Here is a 22,512-nt window from a genome sequence, read left to right as displayed (position 1 = left end):
CATGTCCAAGCGCAAGCGCATCATCGCCTTGCTGGTGGGGGTTATCCTCCTGGCCGGTACGGCAGGCACGTTGGCCTGGCTTTCGGTTACGGGCGTGCTGGTCAACCAGTTCGGCATCGGGTCGGTGACGCCATCGGTTCAGGAAACGCTCAACGGCAAAGTGAAAAGCGATGTCAAGGCGAAGAACACGGGTACCGCGCCCGCCTATATTCGTGCTGCAGTGGATATCTACTGGCAGGACCAGGATGGCGCACGCCTGTGGGATGAGCCGAAGGAGGAGCCGAAGGGTGAGGCGGATTACGAGATTGCGTGGAGCGTGGCTGATGCCTCGGGCGCGAACTCGGCTTATAACTGGGTTAAGGCGAGCGACGGGTTCTATTACTGGACGTCGCCCGTCGCTCCCGGCGCGGAAACCGGCGTGCTCATTAATAGGGTTACCGAGCTCAAGGCAACCGAAGGTCGCAATCTTGTCGTGGATATCTCCACTCAGGCGGTCCAGGCGACGCCCGATGAGGCCGTGCACGACGCATGGGGTTGCTCGGTCGAGAATGACGTGCTGGTGCCGCCGCATGGAGGTGCGTAAGTATGGCGTTCCCGATTCGTAAAGGTGTTGCGCGCTCCTTGCGTTGCATGGTCGCGGCCATTTTCTGCGTGGTCGCGCTCGCTGTTCCCGCCCGTGCGTTTGCCGATACTCCCGCGATTGCCTATGACGGAAATGCGCGTCAGCTGACGGTCTCGGGGGCGACGGACTCCTCGGGGGAGCCCGATCTGTTTTTGGCCTTTAAAGATCTGATGCCTGGCGATGTGCGTGATCAGCAGATAGAGATTCGTGCCACGGGCGTAAAGTCCCAGGTGCGCGTGTTTGTGCGTGCCGTTGTCGATCACGAGACGGCACGCCTGCTGTCGCCCATTACCCTAACGGCGTCGGCGGGCGATGGCTCTGCAGGTTGGCTCCAGACAGGAACACCGGGCAGCGCGTTCGCTTATCCCACGCAAATCGCCACGTTTACGAGCGATGGCAGCACGGTGCTTAATTTGCAGCTAAACGTTCCGACATCGGTGGGCAACGAGGTTGCCGACGCAAACAAGACCATTCGCTGGGAGATTACCGCCGAGGACGATGGCGAGAAGATTCCCGTGCAGTCTGCTGACAGCAAGAAGCTCGGCTTGCTTGGTCTGGCGGCAACGGGCGACAACACGCTCACGTTGCTTTTGGTGTTGCTGACACTTGCAATCATCGCATTTATAGCCGCACTTCTTTTGTCCCGGAGGGATAAGCGCTAGGTTCATCTTCTAAACGCAACGCCCTCCCGGGCGGCGGGCACGAAGTTCCCTGCTCTACAGTCCTGCGCAAGACGAAGGCCACATTAAGTGGCCTTCTTTGCGTGCGGAACTCGCGATGAACTTCGAGCCCGCCGCTCGGGAGGGCGCCCCTTTATTGACGGAAGGCCTAATAAGCGGATATTCCATGCCCGGATGTATTCAGAGCGGGACGGGCTTTCCGGATGGGCGGTGTTTCGGAAAGTGTGTCCCAGAATCGGCGCTCAGAGTGGTCCCCACTTTCCGGTTGATGTCTTGTCCGGAAACTATGTCCCGGAATTAAGGCTTGGAATGGGATGCACTTTCCGGTTGAGAGCCTTAGCGGAAAGTGCGACCCGGAATTTACTCTTGAAGTGGGATGCGCTTTCCCAACAGGCCCTCAAGCGGAAACTGCGTCCCATTCCGAAGGCAGATTCCGGGACACACTTTCCGAATACAAAGAAGGCCACTTAATGTGGCCTTCAACTTATATATGTTCAGCGGATACCCCCATGACAAGCCGTGCTCCAACAACAAGGCGTCTGTCCGGGCGGAGGCATATAAGGTTCATCGCGAGTTCCGCACGCAAAGGAGGCCACTTAATGTGGCCTCCGTCTTGCGCAGGACTGTCCGAGCAGGGAACCTTATATGCCTCCGCCCGGACAGACGTTTCAGTTATGAACTCGCAGCTAGTCGCTATTTGATCTTGGTCGTACCCGGCGCCAGGTTGGGGTCGGTCTCGTTGGCCTCGGTCTGGAAGTGCTCGGTATACACGTTCTTGCCGTCGCGGAACATCTCGTAGTACTGCATCTTGGCGTAATCCTCGCGCGCCTTGGTGGCGGCTGCGGCAGCGGCGTCGTCACCGGTGACGTTGGAGGAGAGCGCCCAGCGCAGGCTGGCGTCCTCGTAGCCCACGGAGTTGATGGCGGGCAGCGACTCGCGCAGCGTCATGTGCGCTTTCTGGTAGTCGGTCAGCGGTGCGCCGATCAGTTGCATCAGCTGGGTGGACAGGTAGTTGGTGGACAGGTCGTCGACCTCGCTCGTCTGGTCGCAGCCGGCAACGTCGTAGTTGGCCCAGATGATGTAGTCGGTCTGCCACAAACGCTCCTGGTGGGTGGCGTCGTCCTCGCCGGTAAACCACTTGTCATTGAACTTGGACGGGAAGAACGGCTGGTGGTCGCCCCAGAACACCACGACTACCTTGCGGTCGAGCTTGCTCAGGGCGTTGAGGAAGTAGCGCAGCGCCTGGTCGGACTGTTCGATGCACGAGACATATTCATCGACATCGGAGAGCGTGCCGTCCTCGACGGTCTTGGCGTCCAGGTCGGTCGTGTCGATGTTCAGGTGCATCTGCTTGTCGACCGGCAGCAGGCCCGTGTCGTAGCCCGAGTGGTTCTGCATGGTCACATCGAAGATAAACTGCGGGTCGGCGTTCTGGTCGAGCAGCTCAAGAATCTTGTCGTAGGTTGCCTGGTCGGTCACCATGCCGCGCAGGGTATCGGCACCCTGGAAGTCGTTGATGGACAGGAACTGGTCAAAGCCAAAGTCCTTGTAGACGTTCTCGCGGTTCCAGTTGGTTGCGTGGTTGGGGTGCATGGCCGTGGTGGAATATCCGAGCGACTTGAACTGCTCTGCCAGGTTCCCAGTCGTTTCCATGTTGTAGATGGTGTAGGGGTACACGCCCGAGCCCAGGTTGGCCATGGAGTTGCCGGTCATAAACTCAAACTCGGTATTGGCGGTACCGCCGCCGTAGGCGCTCACGTAGAGCTTGCCGCGGCTGAGGCAGTTGGACAGGCTCTTAAAGTACTGCGGACCCTCGTAGCCGGCGCGCATGTTCTGGTAGATCGACAGATCCGAGAAGGTCTCGTTCATGATGGCGATGACCGTGGGCTTCTCGCTGTCGAATTGCTCCTTTGCGGCGGTGCGCTCGTCACTCTTGGCGGCATCGGACTTGTCGTAGGCCTTGGCGTACTTTTTGAGCGTGGCCTTGGCATCGTCGACGGAGTAGTCGGCGGGTTTGGGCGGCTTGATGGACTGCGCCGCACTAATAAAGGCAGGCAGGTAGCCCTCGCGCCAGTAGCTCTCGAGCGGACGCCAGGTGTAGACGGTGATGCCGAGGGTGTTGTAGTAGTCGATGAGCGTGACATGCGCGGTCACGCCGCCCAGGCATAGCACCGCCACGAGCAGGTTGGTGAGCAGCATGCGCTTGGCGTTGGCGGCGCCCTTCTGGCGGTGCGGTGCCACCAGGCCGGCGTACTCGCACAGCAGCATGGCGATGGCGGTAAAGCCCATGGACAGCACGCAGAACAGCGAGATGGAGAAGGTGTAGCCGTTGCCGGCGACCGCGGCGGCGGTGGAGATGGCCGAAAGGTCGCCCGGCTGGATGGGCATGGATTTAAACGTGATGACGAAGAACTCGGCAATGCCCAGGATAAAGAGGGCAAAGGCCAGGACGGCGGGGGCTGCGCCGTGGCGCTGGAACAGGAAGAACAAGCCGGCCATGAGCGTGGTGATGATGGCCCACTCGAGCAGGATACACAGGGGGTAGACCCAGGTAAAGTCGTGGTTGGACGAGACCTCCATGCCCAGCAGCGCAAAGACGCCGGCGAGCAGCAGGCACAGGACGGCGGCGACGAGCGGTTTGCCCACAAAGGCGCCGCGCAGGCGAGCGAGCTTGCCGGTGGGGGCGGGGGCGTCGGGCTCGGCGAACGCAAAGACGCGCGGGGCGATGCGGTCGCGGGCGATGCTGGCCCAAGCGCAGCCGGTGAGGATGGCGTTGGTCAGGATGAGCATCACAAAGGCGAGCGGCTCGTTTTGGGCGACGAGGCCAATGGCACCCCAAATGATCAAAAAGAGCTGGAACAGGCCGAAGGCGACGCTCCACCCAAGAGCGCTTTTGGCAACGGTGCCCGACTGAGCGCGAATGGCCTTGGCCTCGCGCAAGACAAGGTAGACGGTCGCCGCAAGACCGACGAGCGAGATGGCGGCAGCGAACATGCTGAGACTCCTCACAAACTAAAACCTACGAAAGCGGGGGTTTACCCGATTGTTACCAAGATATGCGCCGCATTTGGTGACTGCGCACAACAACCAGCCATAATAACGCGCGTGCGTGGCGGTGTTGCGCAATGTAGCGGCGACCTGCGCGATAATGGACGGGAATTACACGGAAACGTAAAGGCTTCTTAAAGAATTAGCGAGGATGAGGCGATGAACGAGCAGGTTTGCAAGGCGGACATGGGCGGCGATGGAGCGGCGATCGATACGTGCGGCTATCCGGTCGAGACCACGGGCAGTGCGGTGCTGGACACGTTGGAGCACCGTTCCTCCACGCGCGCTTTTGCGCGCGATGACAGCGATCGTCCCGTGGCGGTGACCGACGAACAGCGGGCGGCGATTCTGCATGCGGCGAGCCGTGCGCCGTCGGCAGGCGCCATGATGATGTATTCCATCGTGAGCATTCGTGAGCAGGCCACATTGGACCGCCTGGCCGACCTGTGCGATCATCAGCCCATGATCGCCAAGGCGCCCTGGGCACTCATATTTGTAGTCGACTATGCCAAGTGGATCGATCTGTTTGAGCATGTGGGTTGCTTTGAGCCCGAGTTTGTCGAGCGCACGGGCAAGTCGCCCCGTCGTGCGCCGGGCCTGGGCGACTTTGCCATCGCGGCCCAGGACGCCGTGATCGCTGCGCAAAACGCCGTGGTTGCCGCCGAGGCCTTGGGGCTGGGGAGCTGCTACATCGGTGATATCGTCGAGAACGCCGAGGAAGTCGCCGCGCTGCTGGACTTGCCGCCCTATACCATGCCGCTGTCGATGCTCATCATCGGCACGCCCCGTAAGGAGCGCCCGGCCATTGCGCATCCCGTAGTGAACCTGGTGCACGAGGAACGCTACTGCCGTGCGGATGCCGCGACCATGGACGCGCAGGTGGCCGAGATGGACGCGATGTTCCGTCCGCATGCCCGCGAGGTGGGGGAGCGCGTCGTGGATATCTACACCCGCAAGCACACGAGCCCCTTTATGGCCGAGATGAGCCGCTCCATGGAGTGGTGGTTCAAAAACTGGCTCGGCAAGTAACGAATGCGGTGATGTGACAAAGGGACAGTCCCTTTGTCACATTCCATATCGCCGAGGTGGCCTAAAGGCCGTATAAATGTTTATTTAGCTGGGAAAACAGTGCATTAAAACATGGGCCGATTGCCTATAATCCCTTCGAACATTAAAGTTGGGAGGAAACCGGCTTATGGAACAAAAGGCCAAGGAGGCAGCCTCGCACGCTGCGATTCCTGTGAGCATCTCGGCGATGCTCGTCACGCTGGGCGTGGTGTACGGCGACATCGGCACCAGCCCCATGTATGTAACTAAGGCGCTCGTTGCCGGCAACGGCGGCATCGGAAGCGTGACGGAGGAGTTCGTGCTCGGCGCGCTCTCTCTTGTCGTGTGGACGGTCACGCTGCTGACGACCGTCAAGTACGTGCTGATCTCGCTGCGCGCCGACAACCACGGCGAGGGCGGTATCTTTGCCCTGTACAGCCTGGTCAAGCGTTGCGGCAAGTGGCTTATCATCCCCGCCATGCTGGGTGGCGCCGCGCTGCTCGCCGACGGCATCCTGACGCCGGCTGTTACCGTTACCACGGCCATCGAGGGCCTGCGCACCATTCCGGCGGTCCACGCCGTGCTCGGGGATGACCAGGGCCGCGTTGTCGCCATCACGCTCGCCATCATCATTGCGCTCTTCTTGGTGCAGCGCATCGGCACGGCCAAGATCGGTCACGCCTTTGGCCCCATCATGACGCTGTGGTTCCTGTTCCTGGGCGGCACGGGTCTGTTCTTTGTCTTCCAGCACCCCGCCGTGCTGCTGTGCCTCAACCCGGTGCGCGGCATCGCCTTTTTGCTGAGCCCCAACAACCACGCGGGCATCATGATTCTGGGCAGCTGCTTCCTCGCCACCACCGGTGCCGAGGCGCTCTACTCCGACATGGGCCATGTGGGTCGCGGCAACATTTATGCCACCTGGCCGTTCGTTAAGTGCTGCCTGCTGCTGTCCTACATGGGCCAGGGCGCGTGGCTTATCAACAACGCCGGCAACCCGGAGCTCATGGGTATCGCCGACCTCAACCCCTTCTACCAGATGCTCGCCCCGGGTCTGCGCCCCTTTGCCGTCGGCCTTTCCACCGTCGCGGCCATCATCGCCTCGCAGGCGCTCATCACCGGCGCATTCTCGCTGGTGTCCGAGGCCAGCCGCCTGGACCTCATGCCGCATATGCAGGTCTTCTATCCTGCCGAGACCAAGGGCCAGCTCTACATCCCCATGGTCAACAACGTCATGCTCGTGGGCTGCGTCGTCGTGGTGCTGCTGTTCCAGAACTCGGCGCACATGGAGGCCGCGTACGGCCTGGCCATTACCCTGACCATGATGTGCACGACAATGCTGCTCTTCTTCTATCTGCACGTGGAGCGCAATCTCAAGGTCGCGCCGTGGATCTTTGCCGCCTTCTTCCTTTTGCTCGAGGGTTTCTTCTTTGTGAGCTCGCTCACCAAGTTCTTCCACGGCGGCTACTTCACCATCCTTATGGCCGCACTCATCATGGGCATTATGGTGTGCTGGTACAACGGCACGGCGGTCGAGCAACGTCAGTTTACGCTGCTGCCGCTGCGCAGCTATCTGCCGCAGCTCAAACGCCTGCGCGACGACGATCGCTACGAGCTCATGAGCGACAACATCGTGTACCTGACCAAGGACACCAACACCGACTATATCGACCGCGATATCGTCTACTCGATTTTGGATAAGCACCCCAAGCGCGCTCGCGCCTGGTGGTTCGTGAATGTCGAGACCATGGAGGAGCCGCATACCTTTGCCTACTCGGTCGAGACGTTCGGCACCGACTACGTATTCCGCGTGCATCTGTACCTGGGCTATAAGATCAACCAGCGCGTCAATGCTTACCTGCGCCAGGTTGTTCAGGACCTGGCTGCCAGCGGCGAGCTGCCGGCGCAGACGCACGATTACTCGGTCTACAAGGACCCGGGCAACATCGGTACGTTTAAGTTCGTCATGATCCGCAAGCTGCTGGCGCCCGAAAGCGACGTGGAGCCCAGCGAGCGTACGGCCATCACGCTCAAGTACATCATCCGCCGCGCCGCCGGCACGCCTGCGCGCTGGTACGGCCTGGAGAACTCCAACGTGAGCTTTGAGTACGTGCCGCTGTTCACCAAGTTTAAGGCCGTGAGCAAGATGCAGCGCCTGGCTCCCGACGAGCGTCCGTAGTCGACGTCTGCTGTTTGTCTAGCGACCGCAGGCTGCAAAGGCTATACACTTGAAACCACCACAAGGAGGCCACCACCGCAAAGGTGCCAGTCCCCTTTGTGGTGGTTTTTGTTTTTGAGAGAGGGGCGGGGCGCTGATGGACGTCCGTGCGGACGGCGATATTGCCGAGAACTTTTGGTGGCGGCGTACAACGCTGACGCGTCGCAGCCCTCTGTATGACGCCTGCGTATCGGCGGGGCTGCTAGCCGCGGCGACGATTGTGGGCGCGCTGCTCGACCATCCGGGGCTCGCGCCGAGCATCATGATCGTCTATGTGTTCGCCGTGCAGCTGTGCGCTTTCTTTACCTGGAGCCGCCTGTACTGCCTGCTGAGCTCGGCTGCCGCCGTGGCGCTCTACAACTTCTTGTTTGTCGACCCGCGCTACGCGCTGTCGTTTATCGACCGCGCCTATCCCGGCATGTTCTTCATTATGTTTGCGGTCTCGCTCGTGTCGAGCTCAATCGCGCTGGCCCTGCGCCGCGCCTTGGCGCAGGCTGCCGCCAGCGACCGTCGCACGCAGATGGTGCTCGAGACCAACCGCATGCTGCAGCGGTGTGGCGATCAGCAACAGATTGTGCACGCTATGGCAACGCAGCTGGCGCGTCTTTCGGACTGTCCGGTCGTGTGGTATAGCGCCGATGTCGATAACGATGACCTGCTGCCGCGCACGACGTACACGGCCGTGGGCGATGCCGCGCCGGTACACCAGCTGGTGCCGCAGATGCCGCCGCGGCTCTCGGCGTCCGCCTATGTGGGAACGCCGCTCGATGCCACCTATGGCGCCTCGGCGTTCTACGGCATATACCTGACCGTGCGCTCGGGCGATACCATGGTGCGCGCAGGCGATCCTGCCTCGGTGGTGGGGGTGTTCGCCATTGTCGCCGAGCCCGATGCGCTGACGCCCGAGGAGCGGACGCTTGCCGATGCCATCGTGAGCGAAGGCGAGCTGGCGCTCGATCGCGCCCGCGCCATGGAGGCTCGCGAGGAAGCGGCGGTGCTCGCCAAAAACGAACAGCTGCGTGCCAACTTACTGCGCTCCATCTCGCACGACCTGCGCACGCCGCTTACCAGTATTTCGGGTAATGCCGACGTGTTGCTCGACCAGGGCTCGACCGGCACGGCCGTGCTCGACGACCAGACACGCCGCGGCATGCTCCTATCCATTCGCTCGGACGCGCAATGGCTCAACGCCACTGTCGAGAATCTGCTCGCCATTACCAAGCTCGAGGGCGGCGGCATGCACCTGTCGACCACGCTCGAGCTCATGGACGATATCGTCGAGGAGGCGCTGCGTCACGTAAATCCGGCTGTGCGCGAGCATGACCTTAAGGTAGTGGCGTGCGATGAGCCGGCGCTCGTCAACGTCGACGCGCGCCTGATGGTGCAGCTGGTGGTCAATCTGGTGAACAACGCCATCACCTATACGCCCGCCGGCTCGCATATCGTGATCTCGATTGGCGTCCATGATGGATGCGTGGCGTGCTCGGTTGCTGATGATGGCCCGGGCATTGCGCCCGAGGACCGCGAGCGAATCTTTGAGTCGTTCTACACCGCCAACCATGGCCTGGCCGACAGCTGCCGCAGTGTGGGCTTGGGGCTTTCGCTCTGCCGCTCCATTGCGCTGGCACATGGCGGTAGCATAGAGGTTACCGCGGCGGACCCGCACGGTTCGGTCTTTACGATTGAGCTTCCCGCCGCCGACGTTTCGTTTGATAAGGAGTAGCGCTGTGCCGAACTCTGCCGTGAAACCGCTCATCTTGGTCGTTGAGGACGATCCCGCCGTCCGCAACCTTATCGTCGCCGCGCTCGAGGCGCACGGTTTGCGCCATATGGCTGTGGAGACCGCCCACGCCGCCATCGCCGCCGCTTCGTCGCAGGCGCCGAGCATTGTGCTGCTCGATCTGGGCCTGCCCGATATGGACGGCGTCAAGGTGGTGGAGTCGGTGCGCGCGTGGTCGGGCATGCCGATCATCGTGGTTTCGGCGCGCAGCGAGGACGCGGACAAGATCCGAGCGCTCGATGCCGGCGCCGATGACTACCTGACTAAGCCGTTTTCGGTCGAGGAGCTGCTCGCGCGCATTCGCACCACGCTCAGGCGCCTTTCGTATGCGCAGGCGGGCGGTGTTGTCTCCGAGGGCTCGTTCGATACCGGCGAGTTGCATATCGATTTTGATGCCGGCATCGCCACGATGGATGGCGAGGAGCTGCATCTGACGCCGATCGAGTATAAGTTGCTCTGCTTGCTGGCGCACAACGCCGACAAGGTGCTGACGCACCAATTTATCCTGCACGAGATCTGGGGCACGGCGACCAAGAGCGACCTGGCGAGCCTGCGCGTCTTTATGGGTACGCTGCGCAAAAAGATCGAGTCCGATCCCGCGCACCCGCGCTATATCCAGACGCACGTGGGTATCGGCTATCGCCTGGTCACCCAAGGCTAGATCGCCAACCACCATCCCAATATGAGTTGCGGTGAAATACGGTCTAAATTTGCCTAATTCCAGGCAAAACAGTCCGTATTCCACCGCAACTTTGTTATCTGCCCTTAGGCTTGCTGGCGTAGAACTTCTTCTTTTTGGGCTTGCCGGCGGGGGAGGGTTTGCCGGCAAAGTTGGACTTGCCGTTGCCGGCCTGCGCGTGCGCGGGTACTGCCGCACGGGGCTTGCGGGCCTCGGGGTTGCGCAGCTCCTCGGTTCGCTCGGCAATTTCCTCGGCGCTAAAGCCGACCTCGGCCATGGCGTCCTCGATGGGCAGGCGGCGCACGATATAGCAATGGTGCACCTTCTGGTTGCGTGCGAAGTCCTCGGGGATGGTCTGCGCCGTAATGTCCTCCAGCACCACGCCCGCGCGTGCGAGCTTGCGTGTCTCGGGGCGGAAGCCTCGCAGGTTGCAGCTAAAGATGGCATGGCCGCCCTGTGCGAGCAGGCGCGATACGCCGGCCAACAGCTCAACATGGTCGCGCTGGACATCCCAGGTGCGGCGGCCCATCTTGGACGAGTTCGAGAACGTGGGCGGATCGACAAAAATCAGGTCCCAGCGGTTGCGCGTCTGGCGCTGGTCGCGAATCCAGGCGAGCACGTCGTCGCGCACAAAGTGATGCTGCGGACCCACAAAGCCGTTCTGGCGCATGTTGCGCTCGGCCCAGTCCAGGTAGGTGTTGGAGAGGTCGACCGTCACGGTTTCCTCGACGCCGCCGTCGGCCGCATAGCAGGTAGCGGTGCCGGTGTAGGCGAACAGGTTGAGGAAGCGGCGTGCCTGCTTGGCGTGCTCGCGCACCAGATCGCGCGTGACGCGGTGGTCCAAGAAGATGCCCACGTCCAGGTAGTCGTCAAAGTTGACGGCAAAGGTAAGACCGCCTTCCTCGATGAGCGGCAGGCGACGGCGCGCGATGTTGGCGCGCTCGCCCGAGCCGCCCTTGCCGGCGCCCTGCTTGCCGTACTGCGAGCCGCCGCGCGAACGCATGCGTGCCTTGGCGTGCACGTGCTCGGCCGGAACATCCAGGATGCGCGGCGCGATGGCCAAGATATCGAGCATGCGGGCCTGGGCCAGCGCCGGGTCGATGGTCTTGGGTGCGGCGTATTCGGCGATGACGAGCCAACGGCCCGGTGTCTGCGGGCAGCCCTCGTACAGGTCGATGGCGGCGGAGTAATCGGGCAGGTCGGCATCGTAGACGCGGTAGCAGCTCACGCCCTCGCGCTTGGCCCACTTGCGGCGCAGGCGTGCGTTCTTGCGCAGGCGGTTGGCGAACTGCTCGGACTCGGGGATGAGCACGGGCAGCGGCTTGCCGTCGCCCAGGTCGAGCGTGGCAGCGGGCTCGGGCATGGCGGGGGCTTCGTCGCCGATGACGTCGTCGGCGACCGCGGTCTGCTCCTCGGCATCCGCGCTGGTCGCAGCTTCAAACGCTGCGGCGGCGTGGTCGAGCGAGGGCCAAACCTCGATAGTCGCCTCTTCGTTGTTGGGCATGACGGCAATGGAGCGCGCGGGCTCGGCATGGAGCGCGCGGGCCAGCAGGCCGTCGCGGGTGAGCGCGGCGACCGGTGCCGAAGCAAGCTCGGGCGCGCGGCGCAGCTCGCCGACCAGCGTCATGGCGTCATGCATAAGCGACAGCGGTGTCTCGGTCGTATCCGCGACGAGGACGGCACCGGCGACGGCGCCCGCGTGGTCCAGTACGGTGGCAGATTTGGCGGCGCAAAAATCGACAAAGCGCTTGTAGCCGGCGCACTTGACCATGCACTCGGCGGTTTTGCGGGCGGCGGGGTCGATGTCTACGGCAACGATGCGCGCCTGGCGCTCGCGCGCCGCCGCCTCGCGCTCGCGTGCCTCGGCGAGCAGCTGCTCCCACAGAGTGGCGTCGTGCAGCTGCCAGCCCTCAAAGCCCCAGCGCTCGCGTGCGGCGCTCGGGGCGCGGTCGGTCAGAATGTTCACGGCCTCCAGCAGCAGGCCGCCGCCGGCGCACGAGGCGTCGATCAGCGTAGGTAGGGCCTCGTTTTCGTAGTCGTCGGCCGTCAGCTCGCGCTCGCACAGCGCGGTCCAGCCGACCTGCGCCAACACCAGGGCGGCGTAGTCGGGGCGTAGCACGTGCGCGCCCTCGCCGGCGCGAGTCGCGGCGGGCGGCAGGCGCTTGAACAGCGGGTCGCCCGAAAGGTCCAGGCTTATGCTCGCACGGCGCTGGCGTAGCGAAAGCAGCAGGTGGACATCGGGGTCGGCAGCATCGACATCGGCGCGACGGCCTGTGGTCTCGGCCAGGCGATCGCACAATGCGTCCTTGGCGCGCAGGGCAGAGAAGCGCGTGTTGCGCAGCTGCTCGGTCACACCACGGGCAGTGATGGCAATGGTGGCGCCGCAGCGGACGATGTTTTCCCAGGCAATGTCGTAAACGGCATCGTACAGCTCGTCGGCATCCTGTGCCTCAAAGCGTCCGAGCACCACAAACACGCGGCTGGCCAGGCGCGACCACAGACAGGCGCGGTAGCCTTCTTCGAGCTCGCCCTCAAACGTAGCGCGGCCCTTCAGGCGGCGGACATGCGAAAGCCCGAGCCACTTGAGCTCGTCGGCGAGTGCGGATTCAAAGCCCTCGGGGCAGCTTGCATAAAATTCCATGGGTGACCTCTCTGGTTGCGTCGCTCCATTATATGATGGATGCTTCGTTTGCCATCGACCTCGAAAGGAACCCATATGATTGATGCGTGCCCCGATTCCGCTGTGCTCTTTTTTGACGTGGACGGCACGCTGACGTCGTTCGACCCCGACGATATGACCGATAAGGACTTCTCGGCGGTGCGTCCCTCGCAGGCGGTCATCGAGGCGTTTCATCGCCTGCGCGATGCGGGGCACAAGGCGTTTATCTGCACGGGTCGTCCCTTGTGGCTGATTGCGGACAGCCTGCGCGCGCTCGACCCTGCGGGTGTCGTGGCCATGGCGGGCGCCACGCTCGAGGTCGAGGGGCGTGTGGTGCACGAGGATTGCATTGACGGGGGCATTGTCGAGGAGCTTGCGCGTCGCATTATTGTGGCGGGCGGTGAGGCGTTGTTCGAGACGAACGGTGCCACCTATTCACTTGAGCCAGTTGGTGTCGAACAGTCATTTCTGCTAGGCGCCGGCGTGGTGCATGGCGTTGATCAGATGCGCGTCGATGGCCGCTTGCGCGTAGGCAAGGTGTGCATTAACGCGAGCGACCTGGCTCGCGTAGCCAACGATGACGGCTTTATCGATCGCGAGTTTGAGCTGTGCAACACCGGTGGCCAGAATCGCGAGCTGAGCCCCAAGGGCATCGACAAGGGCGTGGGCGTGGCGCGAGCGCTGGAATACCTGGGTCGCACCGGCAACGCGCGCACCTTTGGCTTTGGCGATTCGGGCAACGACCTGGGCATGCTCGCTGCGGTCGAGACGGCCGTGGCCATGGGCAACGCCATGCCCGAGGTCAAGGCGGTCGCCGACTACGTGACCGACGACGTCGCGAACGACGGCACCGTCACCGCGATGCAACATTTCGGCCTCATCTAATGAATCTCGCCTTCTGACGTTTGCTCAAACTGCGACTCTTTGCTTTTGCATGCTCAATCGATTTATCAATCCAAACACTGAAGCGATTATACCGTTCGCCGAGAAGATAAAAAACCGCAGTTCACGCCTTGATAAACGTAGGTAAAGTGTTTAGCAGTTTAACGCCCGTGTGCAAGCGAAAGGAATCAGGCAGATGGCAATCAAGGTGTTCGCTGACGGTGCAAACCTCGAGGGCATGCTCGACATGTACGAGAACGGCAACGTTCAGGGTTTCACGACCAACCCGTCCCTTATGAAAAAGGGCGGCGTGACGGATTACCGCGCCTTTGCCAAGGAGGTCCTGGCCCATATCACCGATGTGTCTGTGTCGTTTGAGGTCTTTGCCGACGACGTCGAGACCATGGAGATCGAGGCCCGCGAGATCGCTACCTGGGCCGAGAACGTCTATGTCAAGATTCCGTGCGTGACCACCAAGGGCGAGTCCACGGCCGAGTTGGTGCGCAAGCTTTCCGCCGACGGCATTAAGGTCAACGTCACCACCATCTTTACGCCTGCGCAGGTCGACGAGATGGTCGACGCTGTCGACGCCGAGACGCCGTCCATCATCTCGCTCTTTGCCGGCCGTATCGCCGACACGGGTGTCGATCCCATTCCGTTTATGACGGAGTCGGTCAAGAAGGCCGCCGCCAAGCCCAACTGCGAGGTCCTGTGGGCGTCCACGCGCGAGCTTATCAACATTTACCAGGCGCAGGCCTGCGGCTGTCAGATCATCACGGTGCCCAACGGCATCCTGGCCAAGCGCAAGAACATCGGTCGCGATCCGTACGAGGTCTCGCTCGATACCGTGCGCGGTTTTGCCAAGGATATCGCCTCGCTAGGCTTCCATATCCTGCCGTAACGCGAACACTGGCTGCGCCGCGGGTTGTTCGCCCCGGCCTTTCCTTTCCCTATCGCTCACGCGCTTCGCGAGGGTCGCGCTAGGCAAAGAAAAGGCCGGGGCTGCCGACACGAACCCGTCGGTAGGTCCTGAGCTGAATCGCTACCTTTATTCCGATGGGGGTCGACAGTGCTACCCCGCCAACTGTCTCGGGCAGTAATGGGGCTGGGCTCGGATGGCAACGCCGCGTGCCACTGGCGGCTTCGTTCGCCGGATGACGATTCGTGTTACGCGGCCGGCGTCACCTCGGACGGCGGCGTGGGCTCCGACGGCATCGCGTGGACAACGCGGTTCCGCATTATGGATCAACCTGTAATCTAATGATCTTCTAATCCATATCTATCAAGTATCGAAAACGATCCGGCCCCGAGTTGGCAGTCATCGCCAAGGCAAAGGACCCTGCCGGCTATGTGTTCGGGGCGACGCGCAAGTCGCCCAAGACCCTTCGATTATCCTTTGTTCCGCGCATGCAAGATCTCATGCTTGACGTGGTTGAACAGCTCTACCGGGCAAACGAGGTCTTTGCGGCTCGTGCCCATAAGTGTCCCACCAACAGAAATCGAGATATTCGGCCTCAGAGTGCCGTCAAGATTGCCAATATGGCTGAAAAACGTCCCGTACCGCACCTCTGCGGGTGCAGATATGGGACGTTTGTGGAATATCTGATGCCTATTTGTTGAGCTTGCACTTTGAAGAAGTGTTATCGCGGCCCAGCGAGGCCGAATATCTCAATAATTGCAGGTGATGATTAGCGGAAACGGCGTCTCGCACTTCGGGATATCGCCAAATCGTTTTAGAAGGAGAGGCGCTCGGCGGAATGGGGCCCGCCGAGCGCCTGCAGCGGCTTATTTGCCCCGCACCATGGTGAGGGAGATCTTTTTGCGGTCGCGATCGACCTTTTCTACCCATACCTTCACCGTGTCGCCGACGCGCACCACGTCGCTGGGGTGCTTGACGAAGCGGCTGGCCAGCTTGGAGATGTGCACGAGGCCGTCCTGGTGCACGCCCACGTCGACGAAGGCGCCAAAGTCGACGACGTTGCGCACCGTGCCCTTGAGCTCCATGCCGGGCTCCAGGTCGTCAATAGAAAGTGCCGAGCGGCTAAAGACCACCTCGGGCGCGTCGTCGCGCGGGTCGCGACCGGGCTTCTTGAGCTCGTTGACAATGTCGATGAGCGTCAGGGTGCCACAGTCCAGGTCGCTTGCCAGCGCCGAGATGCTGCCCAGGCGGCGCTCGATGTCGGGCACGCCACCGCGGCTGAGCTCGCTGGCTTTAACGCCTGCGCGCTCTAGGACGGACGTGGCCACCTCGTAGCTCTCGGGGTGGACGCTTGTCGCGTCGAGCGGGTTTTTGCCGCCGCTGATGCGCAGGAAGCCCGCGGCGTTGAGGTACGCCTTGGGTCCCAGCTTGGGGACCTTCTTGAGCTGGCGGCGATCGGTAAAGGCGCCGTTTTCCTCGCGGTAGGCCACGATGTTTTTGGCTACGCTTGGCGTAATGCCCGACACGTAGCCCAGCAGGCTTGCGCTCGCGGTGTTGACGTCGACGCCCACACGGTTGACGACGTCTTCCACCACGTGGCCCAGGGTGCGCGAAAGCTCGGCCTGGTCAAGGTCGTGCTGGTACTGGCCCACGCCGATGGACTGGGGCGGAATCTTGACGAGCTCTGCCAGCGGGTCTTGCAGACGGCGGCCCAGGCTCATGGCGCCACGCACGGTGACGTCCAGGTCGGGATACTCTTGGCTCGCGAGCTCGGAGGCCGAGTACACCGACGCGCCGGCTTCGTTGACGATGGTGTAGCGAAGGCTGGGCGCCTGCTCGGTAATGAACTCCGAGACGACTTCCTCGGTCTCGCGGCTGGCGGTGCCGTTGCCGATGACGATGGTGTTGACGCCGTCCTTCTTGACGAGGCGGGCGAGCTCGCGCTTGGTGCCGGCGACGTCGTGGCGCGGCTTGGTGGGATAGACCACGCCGTGGTCGAGTAGCTTGCCGGTCTCGTCCATGACGGCGACCTTGCAGCCGGTGCGGTAGCCCGGATCGAGCGCGAGCACGCGGGCGCCGCGCACGGGGCGCGCCGAGAGCAAGCCCTCGAGATTCTTGGCAAAGACGTTGATGGCCTCGGTCTGGGCACGAACGGTGAGTTTGGCGCGGGCCTCGCGCTCCAGCGAGGGGGCCATGAGGCGCTTGTAGCCATCGGCGATGGCGGCGTCAAAGACGGGAGCAAACACGCCCTGGCGACGGGGCCAGCGGCTGCCGAGGCGTGCCGTAGCGGCAGCGCCGTCGACGTTCACGCGCACGCGGAGCTTGCCCTCACGCTCACCGCGGTCGATAGCCAGTACACGGTGGTTGGGGATGCGACGCAGCGGCTCATCATAGCTGTAGTACGGCTCGTAGGGGGTCTTCTCGGCGGGGTCGGTGGCCTCGACGACGATGTCGGCGGTGTTTTGCGTAAAGGCGCGCAGGTCGGCGACGTTCTCGGGGTCCTCGGCCACCGTCTCGGCCACGATGTCGGCGGCGCCGGCGAGCGCCTTCTCGGGCGTGTCGAAGCCGGCCTCCTCGTTGACGTATGCCGCGGCGGCGTCGAGTGCGCTGCCCTTGGCCGAGGCCTGCATGATGATCATGTTGGCGAGCGGCTCCAGGCCGGCCTCGCGTGCCTTCTGCGCGCGGGTCATGCGCTTTTTGCGGTAGGGCTTGTAGAGGTCCTCGACACGCTGGAGCTGTGTGGCCTCGCGAATCTGTTGCTCGAGTTCGGGCGTGAGTTTGCCCTGGGCGCCGATGAGCAGAATGACGTCCTCTTTGCGCTGCTCAAGATTACGCAGGTAGGACAGGCGCTCGTCGAGCGCGCGCAGGGCGACATCGTCCATGCCGCCCGTGGCTTCCTTGCGGTAGCGCGAGATAAAGGGAATGGTGTTTCCCTCGTCGATGAGCTTGACGGCCGCCTCGACGTTGGCGGCCTTAAGGTTGAGCTCGCGCGCGAGCTGGGCGATAAGATCCATGGGACTCCTTGCGTTTGAGGTGCGTTTGCAGCACAGAGCTACCAAGGATACCACCTGCCACTTCGCTCAAAAAAGACTGTTTTGGCGCGGGACCACGAAAGCGGCCTATCTACTACGTTTGAACCGTATGGGTCGACCATCCCCGGTTTTCCGAGAACGCGCAACCTGTCTACCTGCGGTTTTTATTTCTCGAAATTTGGCATGGTTGAGGGCAATCGGTTAAACGTAGTAGATAGGCCCATTTCGTGGCGAACGAATCAATCTGAGGTACAAAATGGCTCCTGCTCCAGAAAAATCGTCGGCAAGGTAGCAAAATGCCCCGCGGGCAGGAGGCTGCTCGCGGGGCAAAGAAGAGGGGCTTATTTGTGACGGACCGAGGGACTCGGCATGGGGTTTCTGCCGCGGCCGCTCTTAAGGCATTACAGCTCGACGAGCTGGCCGGTCTCGGCGGCCTCCTTGATGGCGTTAAGCAGCGTGAGCGTCTTAACGTTGTCGGCGGGGGTCACGACGGGCTCGACCTCGCGGCGGACGACCTTCACAAAGTGCTTGAGCTGCATCTTGTGCGGCAGTGCCGGGTCGACGGCCGGAATCTCCATCTGCAGCGGCTTGTGCCAGTTGGAGGCGCCGTCGTAGGAGAACTGGTGCAGGCGGGGCAGCGACAGTGCGCCCTTGGTGCCACCGATAAAGTAGGCATCGGCGTCGAAGGGGCGGTACTGCGGGTCCTCGCGAGCAGTCGCCTCCCAGTTCCAGGGGCTGGCGGTGGCGTCGGAGATGGTCATGCTCGCGAGCGCGCCATCGGCAAAGCGAACGTTGACCACGGCGGAGTCCTCGGTCTCAAAACCGCGGGCGGCGCTGGACTGCATACCCTGGACGGCAACGGGCTCGCCCAGCAGATAGCGGAGCAGGTCGACGTCGTGAACCAGGTTAACCAGGATCGGGCCGGCACCCTTCTTGCGGCGCCACTCGACATCGAAGTACTCGTCGTTCTTATAGATCATATAGTGGAAGCTCGACACGGTGAGCTTGCCCAGCTCGCCGGACTCGATGATCTCCTTGGCCTTGTTCACAAACGGGTTGTGGCGACGGTGCTGGCCCACGAGCACGGGCACGCCGGCGGTCTCGGCCTCGGCGGCGAAGGCCTGGGCATCCTCGAGATCGTTGGAGATCGGCTTTTCGACCAGCGGCACGATGTTGCGCTTCACAGCCTCGCGGGCAACGCCCAGGTGCAGGTCGTTGGGGGTGGCGATAATGACGGCCTCGGGCTTGACCTCGTCCATCATCTGGGCAGGATCGGTGTAAAACGGCACGCCGGCGGACTCGGCCGTGGCGCGGGCGCCCTCAAAGGCGTCGGCGATGGCGACGAGCTCGGCCTCGGGCTCCTCGGTGACAAAGCGGATGTGGTTGCGGCCCATGGCGCCGGCGCCGATAACGGCAATGCGGACGGGGTTGAGCTCAGACATTTCGACTCCTTAATAATTGGTGGCTGCCGAATGTGACAAAGGGGCTGTCCCTTTGTCACATCGATACGACTAAGCGGACTTCTTCTTGCTGTCGGAGACCATCATATAGACGGTGAGCACGACGGCGGTGGCGGCGATCACGATGGCGCCGTAGAAGGACTGCTGGTAGGCGGCGCTGCCGGCCTCGGCGTGATACAGCACGGCGGTGATGGGCTGGCTGATCCAGGTGGAAGCGGCATAGCCCAGGAACATGATGCCGTAGTTGACGCCGATGTTGCTGGTGCCAAAGGCGCCACCAGTGAGCGGCGGGTAGATGACGAGCAGGGCGCCAAAGCTAAAGCCGAGCAGGGCGAGTGCCACAAAGAACATGCTCTGCGTAAAGCTCATCGACATGATGACGAGCGCGACGATGGTGACGACAAGGCTGATGAGCAGCGACTTATAGGCGCCGAGCTTGTCGATGATCTGACCAAAGGACAGGCGACCGACCAGGTTGGCGCAGGTGTTGACGGAGACCACCACGCCGCCGAGGGCGACAGCTGCGGCGCTCGTGGGGTCGGCGAAGAGCTGGACGGCGGCGATGGAGGCAACCTTGCCTACGAGCAGGGTACCCGCGGTGGCGGCAAAGGCGAAGGTGACGATGAGGACCCAGAAGCGCGGGGTCTTGACCATCTCGCCCGGAGTGAGGTCACCGAAGGTGCCGGCGTGCGCTCCGCCCTTGGGGGCCTCGAAGCCCTCGGGCAGCCAGCCGGCCTCGGGGGCCTTCAGGAACAGGGCGGAGGCGGCGATCGTCACAAAGAAGATGACGCCGAGTGCCTTGAGGGCGCCAAAGATGCCCAGGCTCGGGATGAGCAGTGAGGCGAGCACCGGGGACAGCACGGCGGGGCCGGCGGTCGAAGCGGCAAGGGTGATGCCGGAGGCGAGACCCTTCTTGTCGATGAACCACTTTTGGCCGGTGGTGAGCGCGGGGTTGTAACCCAGACCGTTGCCGATGGCGGCGACGAGCGAGAACCACAGGTAGAACTGCCACGGCTCGGTGACGGTGCCGGACATGAACCAGCCCACGCCGTAGCACACGGCGGCGGCGATCACGACGTTGCGGGGGCCGATCTTGTCGGAGATACGGCCGGCGAAGATGCCCGTCACGGCCATGATGGTCTGGAAGACCGGGAAAGCCCAGGTAAGTGCGCTGGACCACTCGGGGTAGACGGCGAGCAGATTCTTGGACACGACGGAGTACAGCGCGATGGAGCTGATGAAGAACATGGTGACGCACGCGGCAGAAAGCACGACGGCGCGACCCTTATTGGAGTTGGTGGAAGCCATTGGACTCTTTCTAATCGATACGGGGGAGGGAGGGGCGCGTCCGCGGGGCCTCCCAGTCGGGCTGGTTTACTGATCGGTCGGCTTTGCGACGCCGGACTCGTCGGACCAAAGCTCGACACCCTTGTTCTTAAGGTAGTTGTCGGCGTATGCGCGACGGCCGCCGGGCTTGGCGGTGAGGTCGCCCATCATATTGGAGAAGCCGCCGTCGACCTTGATGGCGTCGCCGGTGGTAAAGTCCGAGCGCGTGGACGCCAGGAACATGACGGCGTTGGCGATATCGCTGACCTCGCCGATGCGGCGCGTGGCGATCAGGCGGCTGCGGCTCTTCTCGACCTCGGGGTCGGCGTAGAAGTTGGCCGACATCGGGGTCTTAACGAAGCAGGGCTCGACGCAGTTGGAGCGCACGCCGTAGGGGCCCCACTCGGCGGCGAGCATCTTGGACATCATGTTGACGCCGGCCTTGGTGGAGCTGTACACGCCCGAGAACGTCTCGGGGGAGTGGCTGGCGACGGTGGAGATGTGCACCAGGCGGCCCTGGCCGGCCTTGATCATCTCGCGACCAAAGCGCTGCGAGGTGATGAAGTAGCCGGTGAGGTTGACGTTGATGACCTCGTTCCAGTCGGAGAGCGGCAGGTCCTCCATGGCGGCGAAGCGCAGGATACCGGCGGTGTTGACGAGGACGTCGACACGGCCGAAGTTGGCGATGGTGGCATCGACGGCGGCCTGAACCTCGGCCTCGTCGGTGGCGTTCATCTTGTAGCCCTCGGCGTGGATGCCAAACTCAGCGGCGAGGTCAGCGGCTGCGGCCTTGACCTTTTCCTCGTCCAGATCGAGCAGGACGACGTTGGCGCCGTTGCGGGCGAACTCGCGGCAAATCTCGACGCCCATACCGCCGAGTGCGCCGGTCACGGCGCAGACATCGCCCTCGAGCTTAAGCCAGTTGCTCATAGGAACTTCCCTTCTTGTGCCTCCCGGTGGGTCGCTCCCATTAACCGACCCACGTGGTTTTCGCTGGTTATCGTATGCTTAGCGTTCGCGCAGGTGAATTGCATATTTGTTAGAATGACGTTAACCGTAGGTTTACACTGTACATTGAGGTTTGTTCTCAATTGAGCGCGTGACCTGCGAAAACGACCCCCTGCGGTGCTGTGGGCCCGCGCGTGCGAAAACGGGAGATTGACGTGTACGATCGACGACTTGACGCTATTTCGGCCGCCGCGGAGCTGGGAAGTTTCTCGCGTGCCGCGGCAAAGCTGCGCGTGTCGACGCCGGCACTCGTCAAGCAGGTTTCGGGCTTCGAGGCCGAGTTCGGCATCACGCTGTTCGAGCGCTCGCATTCGGGCGTCAAGGTGACGCCGGCGGGTGCTCTGCTGGTGGACGACGCGCGCTCGATCATGCGCCAGTCCGAGGACGCACTGCGTCGTGCCCGACGCGCGGCGGGCGATGGCGGCGCCGTGCGCCTGGGTGTGTCGATGATGTGCCCGGGGCGCCATACACTCGCGCTATGGCCGCAGCTGCACGACATGGAACCGCGTTTGCGTTTTGAGATTGTGCCGGTGGGGGACCTTTACGATGAGCACGAGACCGTTATGCGCAGTCTGGGACGCGAGGTCGACGTGGTGCAGTCGAGTTTTTCGACCCCGCGCTGGGGAGACGCCTGCCAAAAGCTTCGCATCGTTACCGTGCCGTTTTATATCGACGTGCCGCGCACAAGCCGACTCGCGCGCAAGACGCGCATCACGGTTGCCGACCTGGAGGGTATGCGCCTGCGCGTGCTTCGTCACGGCAACGACGCCATGGACAGCCTGCGTATCGATCTTTTGGCCGACGGCGGCGTGGACGTGATCGACGTGGACAGCTTTGACTTTGCGCTTTTTAACGAGGCGGAGGAAAAGGGCGACGCGGTGCTCACCTGCGGAGCGTGGTCGGGCGTGCACCCGGCCTTTGTGGGCGTACCGTTTTTGTGCGGCCGCGAGGTGCCGGTCTATTTGCACTACCCGCTCGAGCCCACCCTCCAAGTCCAAAAATTCGTCAACGCCATTGCCCAACTCCTCAAGTAGCTCACACAAAACGAGGCCCTGGCCAAACGGCCAGGGCCTCACTAACCTTTATTCCGTTTTAAACGACGGGCTGATCACGCGTAGGAGGGTGCCCCGTGGACGGCGGTGTATTTCCTCCGCG

Annotated in this window: 15 protein-coding genes; 9 read left to right on the top strand and 6 right to left on the bottom strand. The window is 62.6% G+C overall.

Annotated features, from left to right (window positions below; all coding sequences use genetic code 11):
- The first annotated feature begins 1 nt into the window (after nt 1).
- Nucleotides 2-583 (top strand): hypothetical protein, encoded by a 582-nt coding sequence (locus DWX63_RS07335; RefSeq protein WP_117640426.1) that lies wholly within the window; start codon nt 2-4, stop codon nt 581-583.
- Between the two features lie 47 nt (nt 584-630).
- A complete protein-coding gene (locus DWX63_RS07330; protein ID WP_158559638.1) occupies nt 631-1,284 on the top strand; it encodes a hypothetical protein in 654 nt (217 codons plus the stop codon).
- A gap of 711 nt (nt 1,285-1,995) precedes the next feature.
- Here the strand turns inward: DWX63_RS07330 and DWX63_RS07325 are convergent.
- Nucleotides 1,996-4,296, bottom strand: a complete 2,301-nt coding sequence (locus tag DWX63_RS07325; RefSeq protein WP_117843265.1) for an LTA synthase family protein — start codon at nt 4,294-4,296, stop codon at nt 1,996-1,998.
- A gap of 213 nt (nt 4,297-4,509) precedes the next feature.
- On the opposite strand from DWX63_RS07325, the gene DWX63_RS07320 reads away from it, so the two are divergent.
- The 4 genes from DWX63_RS07320 (at nt 4,510) to DWX63_RS07305 (ending at nt 10,053) form a co-directional block, all read left to right on the top strand.
- Nucleotides 4,510-5,379: a nitroreductase family protein gene (locus tag DWX63_RS07320; RefSeq protein WP_233514503.1), complete on the top strand. Its 870-nt coding sequence runs from the start codon at nt 4,510-4,512 to the stop codon at nt 5,377-5,379.
- 166 nt (nt 5,380-5,545) lie between these two features.
- Nucleotides 5,546-7,573: a KUP/HAK/KT family potassium transporter gene (locus DWX63_RS07315; RefSeq protein WP_117843264.1), complete on the top strand. Its 2,028-nt coding sequence runs from the start codon at nt 5,546-5,548 to the stop codon at nt 7,571-7,573.
- A gap of 136 nt (nt 7,574-7,709) precedes the next feature.
- On the top strand, nt 7,710-9,335 hold the full coding sequence (locus DWX63_RS07310; protein ID WP_117843263.1) for an ATP-binding protein: 1,626 nt from the start codon (nt 7,710-7,712) through the stop codon (nt 9,333-9,335).
- 4 nt (nt 9,336-9,339) lie between these two features.
- Nucleotides 9,340-10,053 (top strand): response regulator, encoded by a 714-nt coding sequence (locus tag DWX63_RS07305; RefSeq protein ID WP_197032188.1) that lies wholly within the window; start codon nt 9,340-9,342, stop codon nt 10,051-10,053.
- Nucleotides 10,054-10,147: 94 nt separating this feature from the next.
- Here the strand turns inward: DWX63_RS07305 and rlmKL are convergent, their stop codons facing one another.
- Entirely contained in the window at nt 10,148-12,712 is a 2,565-nt protein-coding gene (gene rlmKL, locus DWX63_RS07300; RefSeq protein WP_117843262.1) for a bifunctional 23S rRNA (guanine(2069)-N(7))-methyltransferase RlmK/23S rRNA (guanine(2445)-N(2))-methyltransferase RlmL, read from the bottom strand.
- 75 nt (nt 12,713-12,787) lie between these two features.
- Here rlmKL and DWX63_RS07295 point away from each other — a divergent pair, with 75 nt between their 5' ends.
- Together DWX63_RS07295 and DWX63_RS07290 are read left to right on the top strand one after the other, a co-directional pair.
- Entirely contained in the window at nt 12,788-13,615 is an 828-nt protein-coding gene (locus DWX63_RS07295; protein WP_158559637.1) for an HAD hydrolase family protein, read from the top strand.
- Nucleotides 13,616-13,808: 193 nt separating this feature from the next.
- A complete protein-coding gene (locus DWX63_RS07290; protein ID WP_199411145.1) occupies nt 13,809-14,513 on the top strand; it encodes a transaldolase in 705 nt (234 codons plus the stop codon).
- An 884-nt stretch (nt 14,514-15,397) separates the two neighbouring features.
- On the opposite strand, the gene DWX63_RS07285 is transcribed toward DWX63_RS07290, so the two are convergent.
- The 4 genes from DWX63_RS07285 to DWX63_RS07270 form a co-directional block, all read right to left on the bottom strand.
- Nucleotides 15,398-17,545, bottom strand: a complete 2,148-nt coding sequence (locus DWX63_RS07285) for a Tex family protein (RefSeq protein ID WP_117843259.1) — start codon at nt 17,543-17,545, stop codon at nt 15,398-15,400.
- Between the two features lie 419 nt (nt 17,546-17,964).
- Nucleotides 17,965-19,005: a Gfo/Idh/MocA family protein gene (locus DWX63_RS07280; protein ID WP_117843258.1), complete on the bottom strand. Its 1,041-nt coding sequence runs from the start codon at nt 19,003-19,005 to the stop codon at nt 17,965-17,967.
- Between the two features lie 69 nt (nt 19,006-19,074).
- Nucleotides 19,075-20,331 carry an MFS transporter gene (locus tag DWX63_RS07275; protein WP_117843257.1) on the bottom strand — a complete coding sequence of 419 codons (1,257 nt, stop codon included), beginning with the start codon at nt 20,329-20,331 and terminating at the stop codon, nt 19,075-19,077.
- A 66-nt stretch (nt 20,332-20,397) separates the two neighbouring features.
- The gene (locus DWX63_RS07270) at nt 20,398-21,279 is read right to left on the bottom strand and encodes an SDR family NAD(P)-dependent oxidoreductase (protein ID WP_117843256.1); all 882 of its coding nucleotides are present in this window, start codon (nt 21,277-21,279) and stop codon (nt 20,398-20,400) included.
- A 233-nt stretch (nt 21,280-21,512) separates the two neighbouring features.
- On the opposite strand from DWX63_RS07270, the gene DWX63_RS07265 reads away from it, so the two are divergent.
- Entirely contained in the window at nt 21,513-22,391 is an 879-nt protein-coding gene (locus DWX63_RS07265) for a LysR family transcriptional regulator (RefSeq protein ID WP_233514502.1), read from the top strand.
- Nucleotides 22,392-22,512: the final 121 nt, after the last annotated feature.

It is taken from the genome of Collinsella sp. AF20-14LB, assembly GCF_003459505.1.
GTDB lineage: Bacteria > Actinomycetota > Coriobacteriia > Coriobacteriales > Coriobacteriaceae > Collinsella.
Note: the sequence above shows the minus strand (reverse complement) of the source record. Positions and strands in the feature narration are given on the sequence as shown.

Excerpts from the sequence above, each read along its gene's own strand:
- DWX63_RS07295 (WP_158559637.1), top strand. The coding sequence starts at position 12,788 with ATGATTGATGCGTGCCCCGATTCCGCTGTGCTCTTTTTTGACGTGGAC.
- DWX63_RS07335 (WP_117640426.1), top strand. The coding sequence starts at position 2 with ATGTCCAAGCGCAAGCGCATCATCGCCTTGCTGGTGGGGGTTATCCTC.
- DWX63_RS07290 (WP_199411145.1), top strand. The coding sequence starts at position 13,809 with ATGGCAATCAAGGTGTTCGCTGACGGTGCAAACCTCGAGGGCATGCTC.
- DWX63_RS07310 (WP_117843263.1), top strand. The coding sequence starts at position 7,710 with ATGGACGTCCGTGCGGACGGCGATATTGCCGAGAACTTTTGGTGGCGG.
- DWX63_RS07320 (WP_233514503.1), top strand. The coding sequence starts at position 4,510 with ATGAACGAGCAGGTTTGCAAGGCGGACATGGGCGGCGATGGAGCGGCG.
- DWX63_RS07280 (WP_117843258.1), bottom strand. The coding sequence starts at position 19,005 with ATGTCTGAGCTCAACCCCGTCCGCATTGCCGTTATCGGCGCCGGCGCC.
- DWX63_RS07270 (WP_117843256.1), bottom strand. The coding sequence starts at position 21,279 with ATGAGCAACTGGCTTAAGCTCGAGGGCGATGTCTGCGCCGTGACCGGC.
- DWX63_RS07275 (WP_117843257.1), bottom strand. The coding sequence starts at position 20,331 with ATGGCTTCCACCAACTCCAATAAGGGTCGCGCCGTCGTGCTTTCTGCC.
- rlmKL (WP_117843262.1), bottom strand. The coding sequence starts at position 12,712 with ATGGAATTTTATGCAAGCTGCCCCGAGGGCTTTGAATCCGCACTCGCC.
- DWX63_RS07285 (WP_117843259.1), bottom strand. The coding sequence starts at position 17,545 with ATGGATCTTATCGCCCAGCTCGCGCGCGAGCTCAACCTTAAGGCCGCC.
- DWX63_RS07330 (WP_158559638.1), top strand. The coding sequence starts at position 631 with ATGGTCGCGGCCATTTTCTGCGTGGTCGCGCTCGCTGTTCCCGCCCGT.
- DWX63_RS07325 (WP_117843265.1), bottom strand. The coding sequence starts at position 4,296 with ATGTTCGCTGCCGCCATCTCGCTCGTCGGTCTTGCGGCGACCGTCTAC.
- DWX63_RS07315 (WP_117843264.1), top strand. The coding sequence starts at position 5,546 with ATGGAACAAAAGGCCAAGGAGGCAGCCTCGCACGCTGCGATTCCTGTG.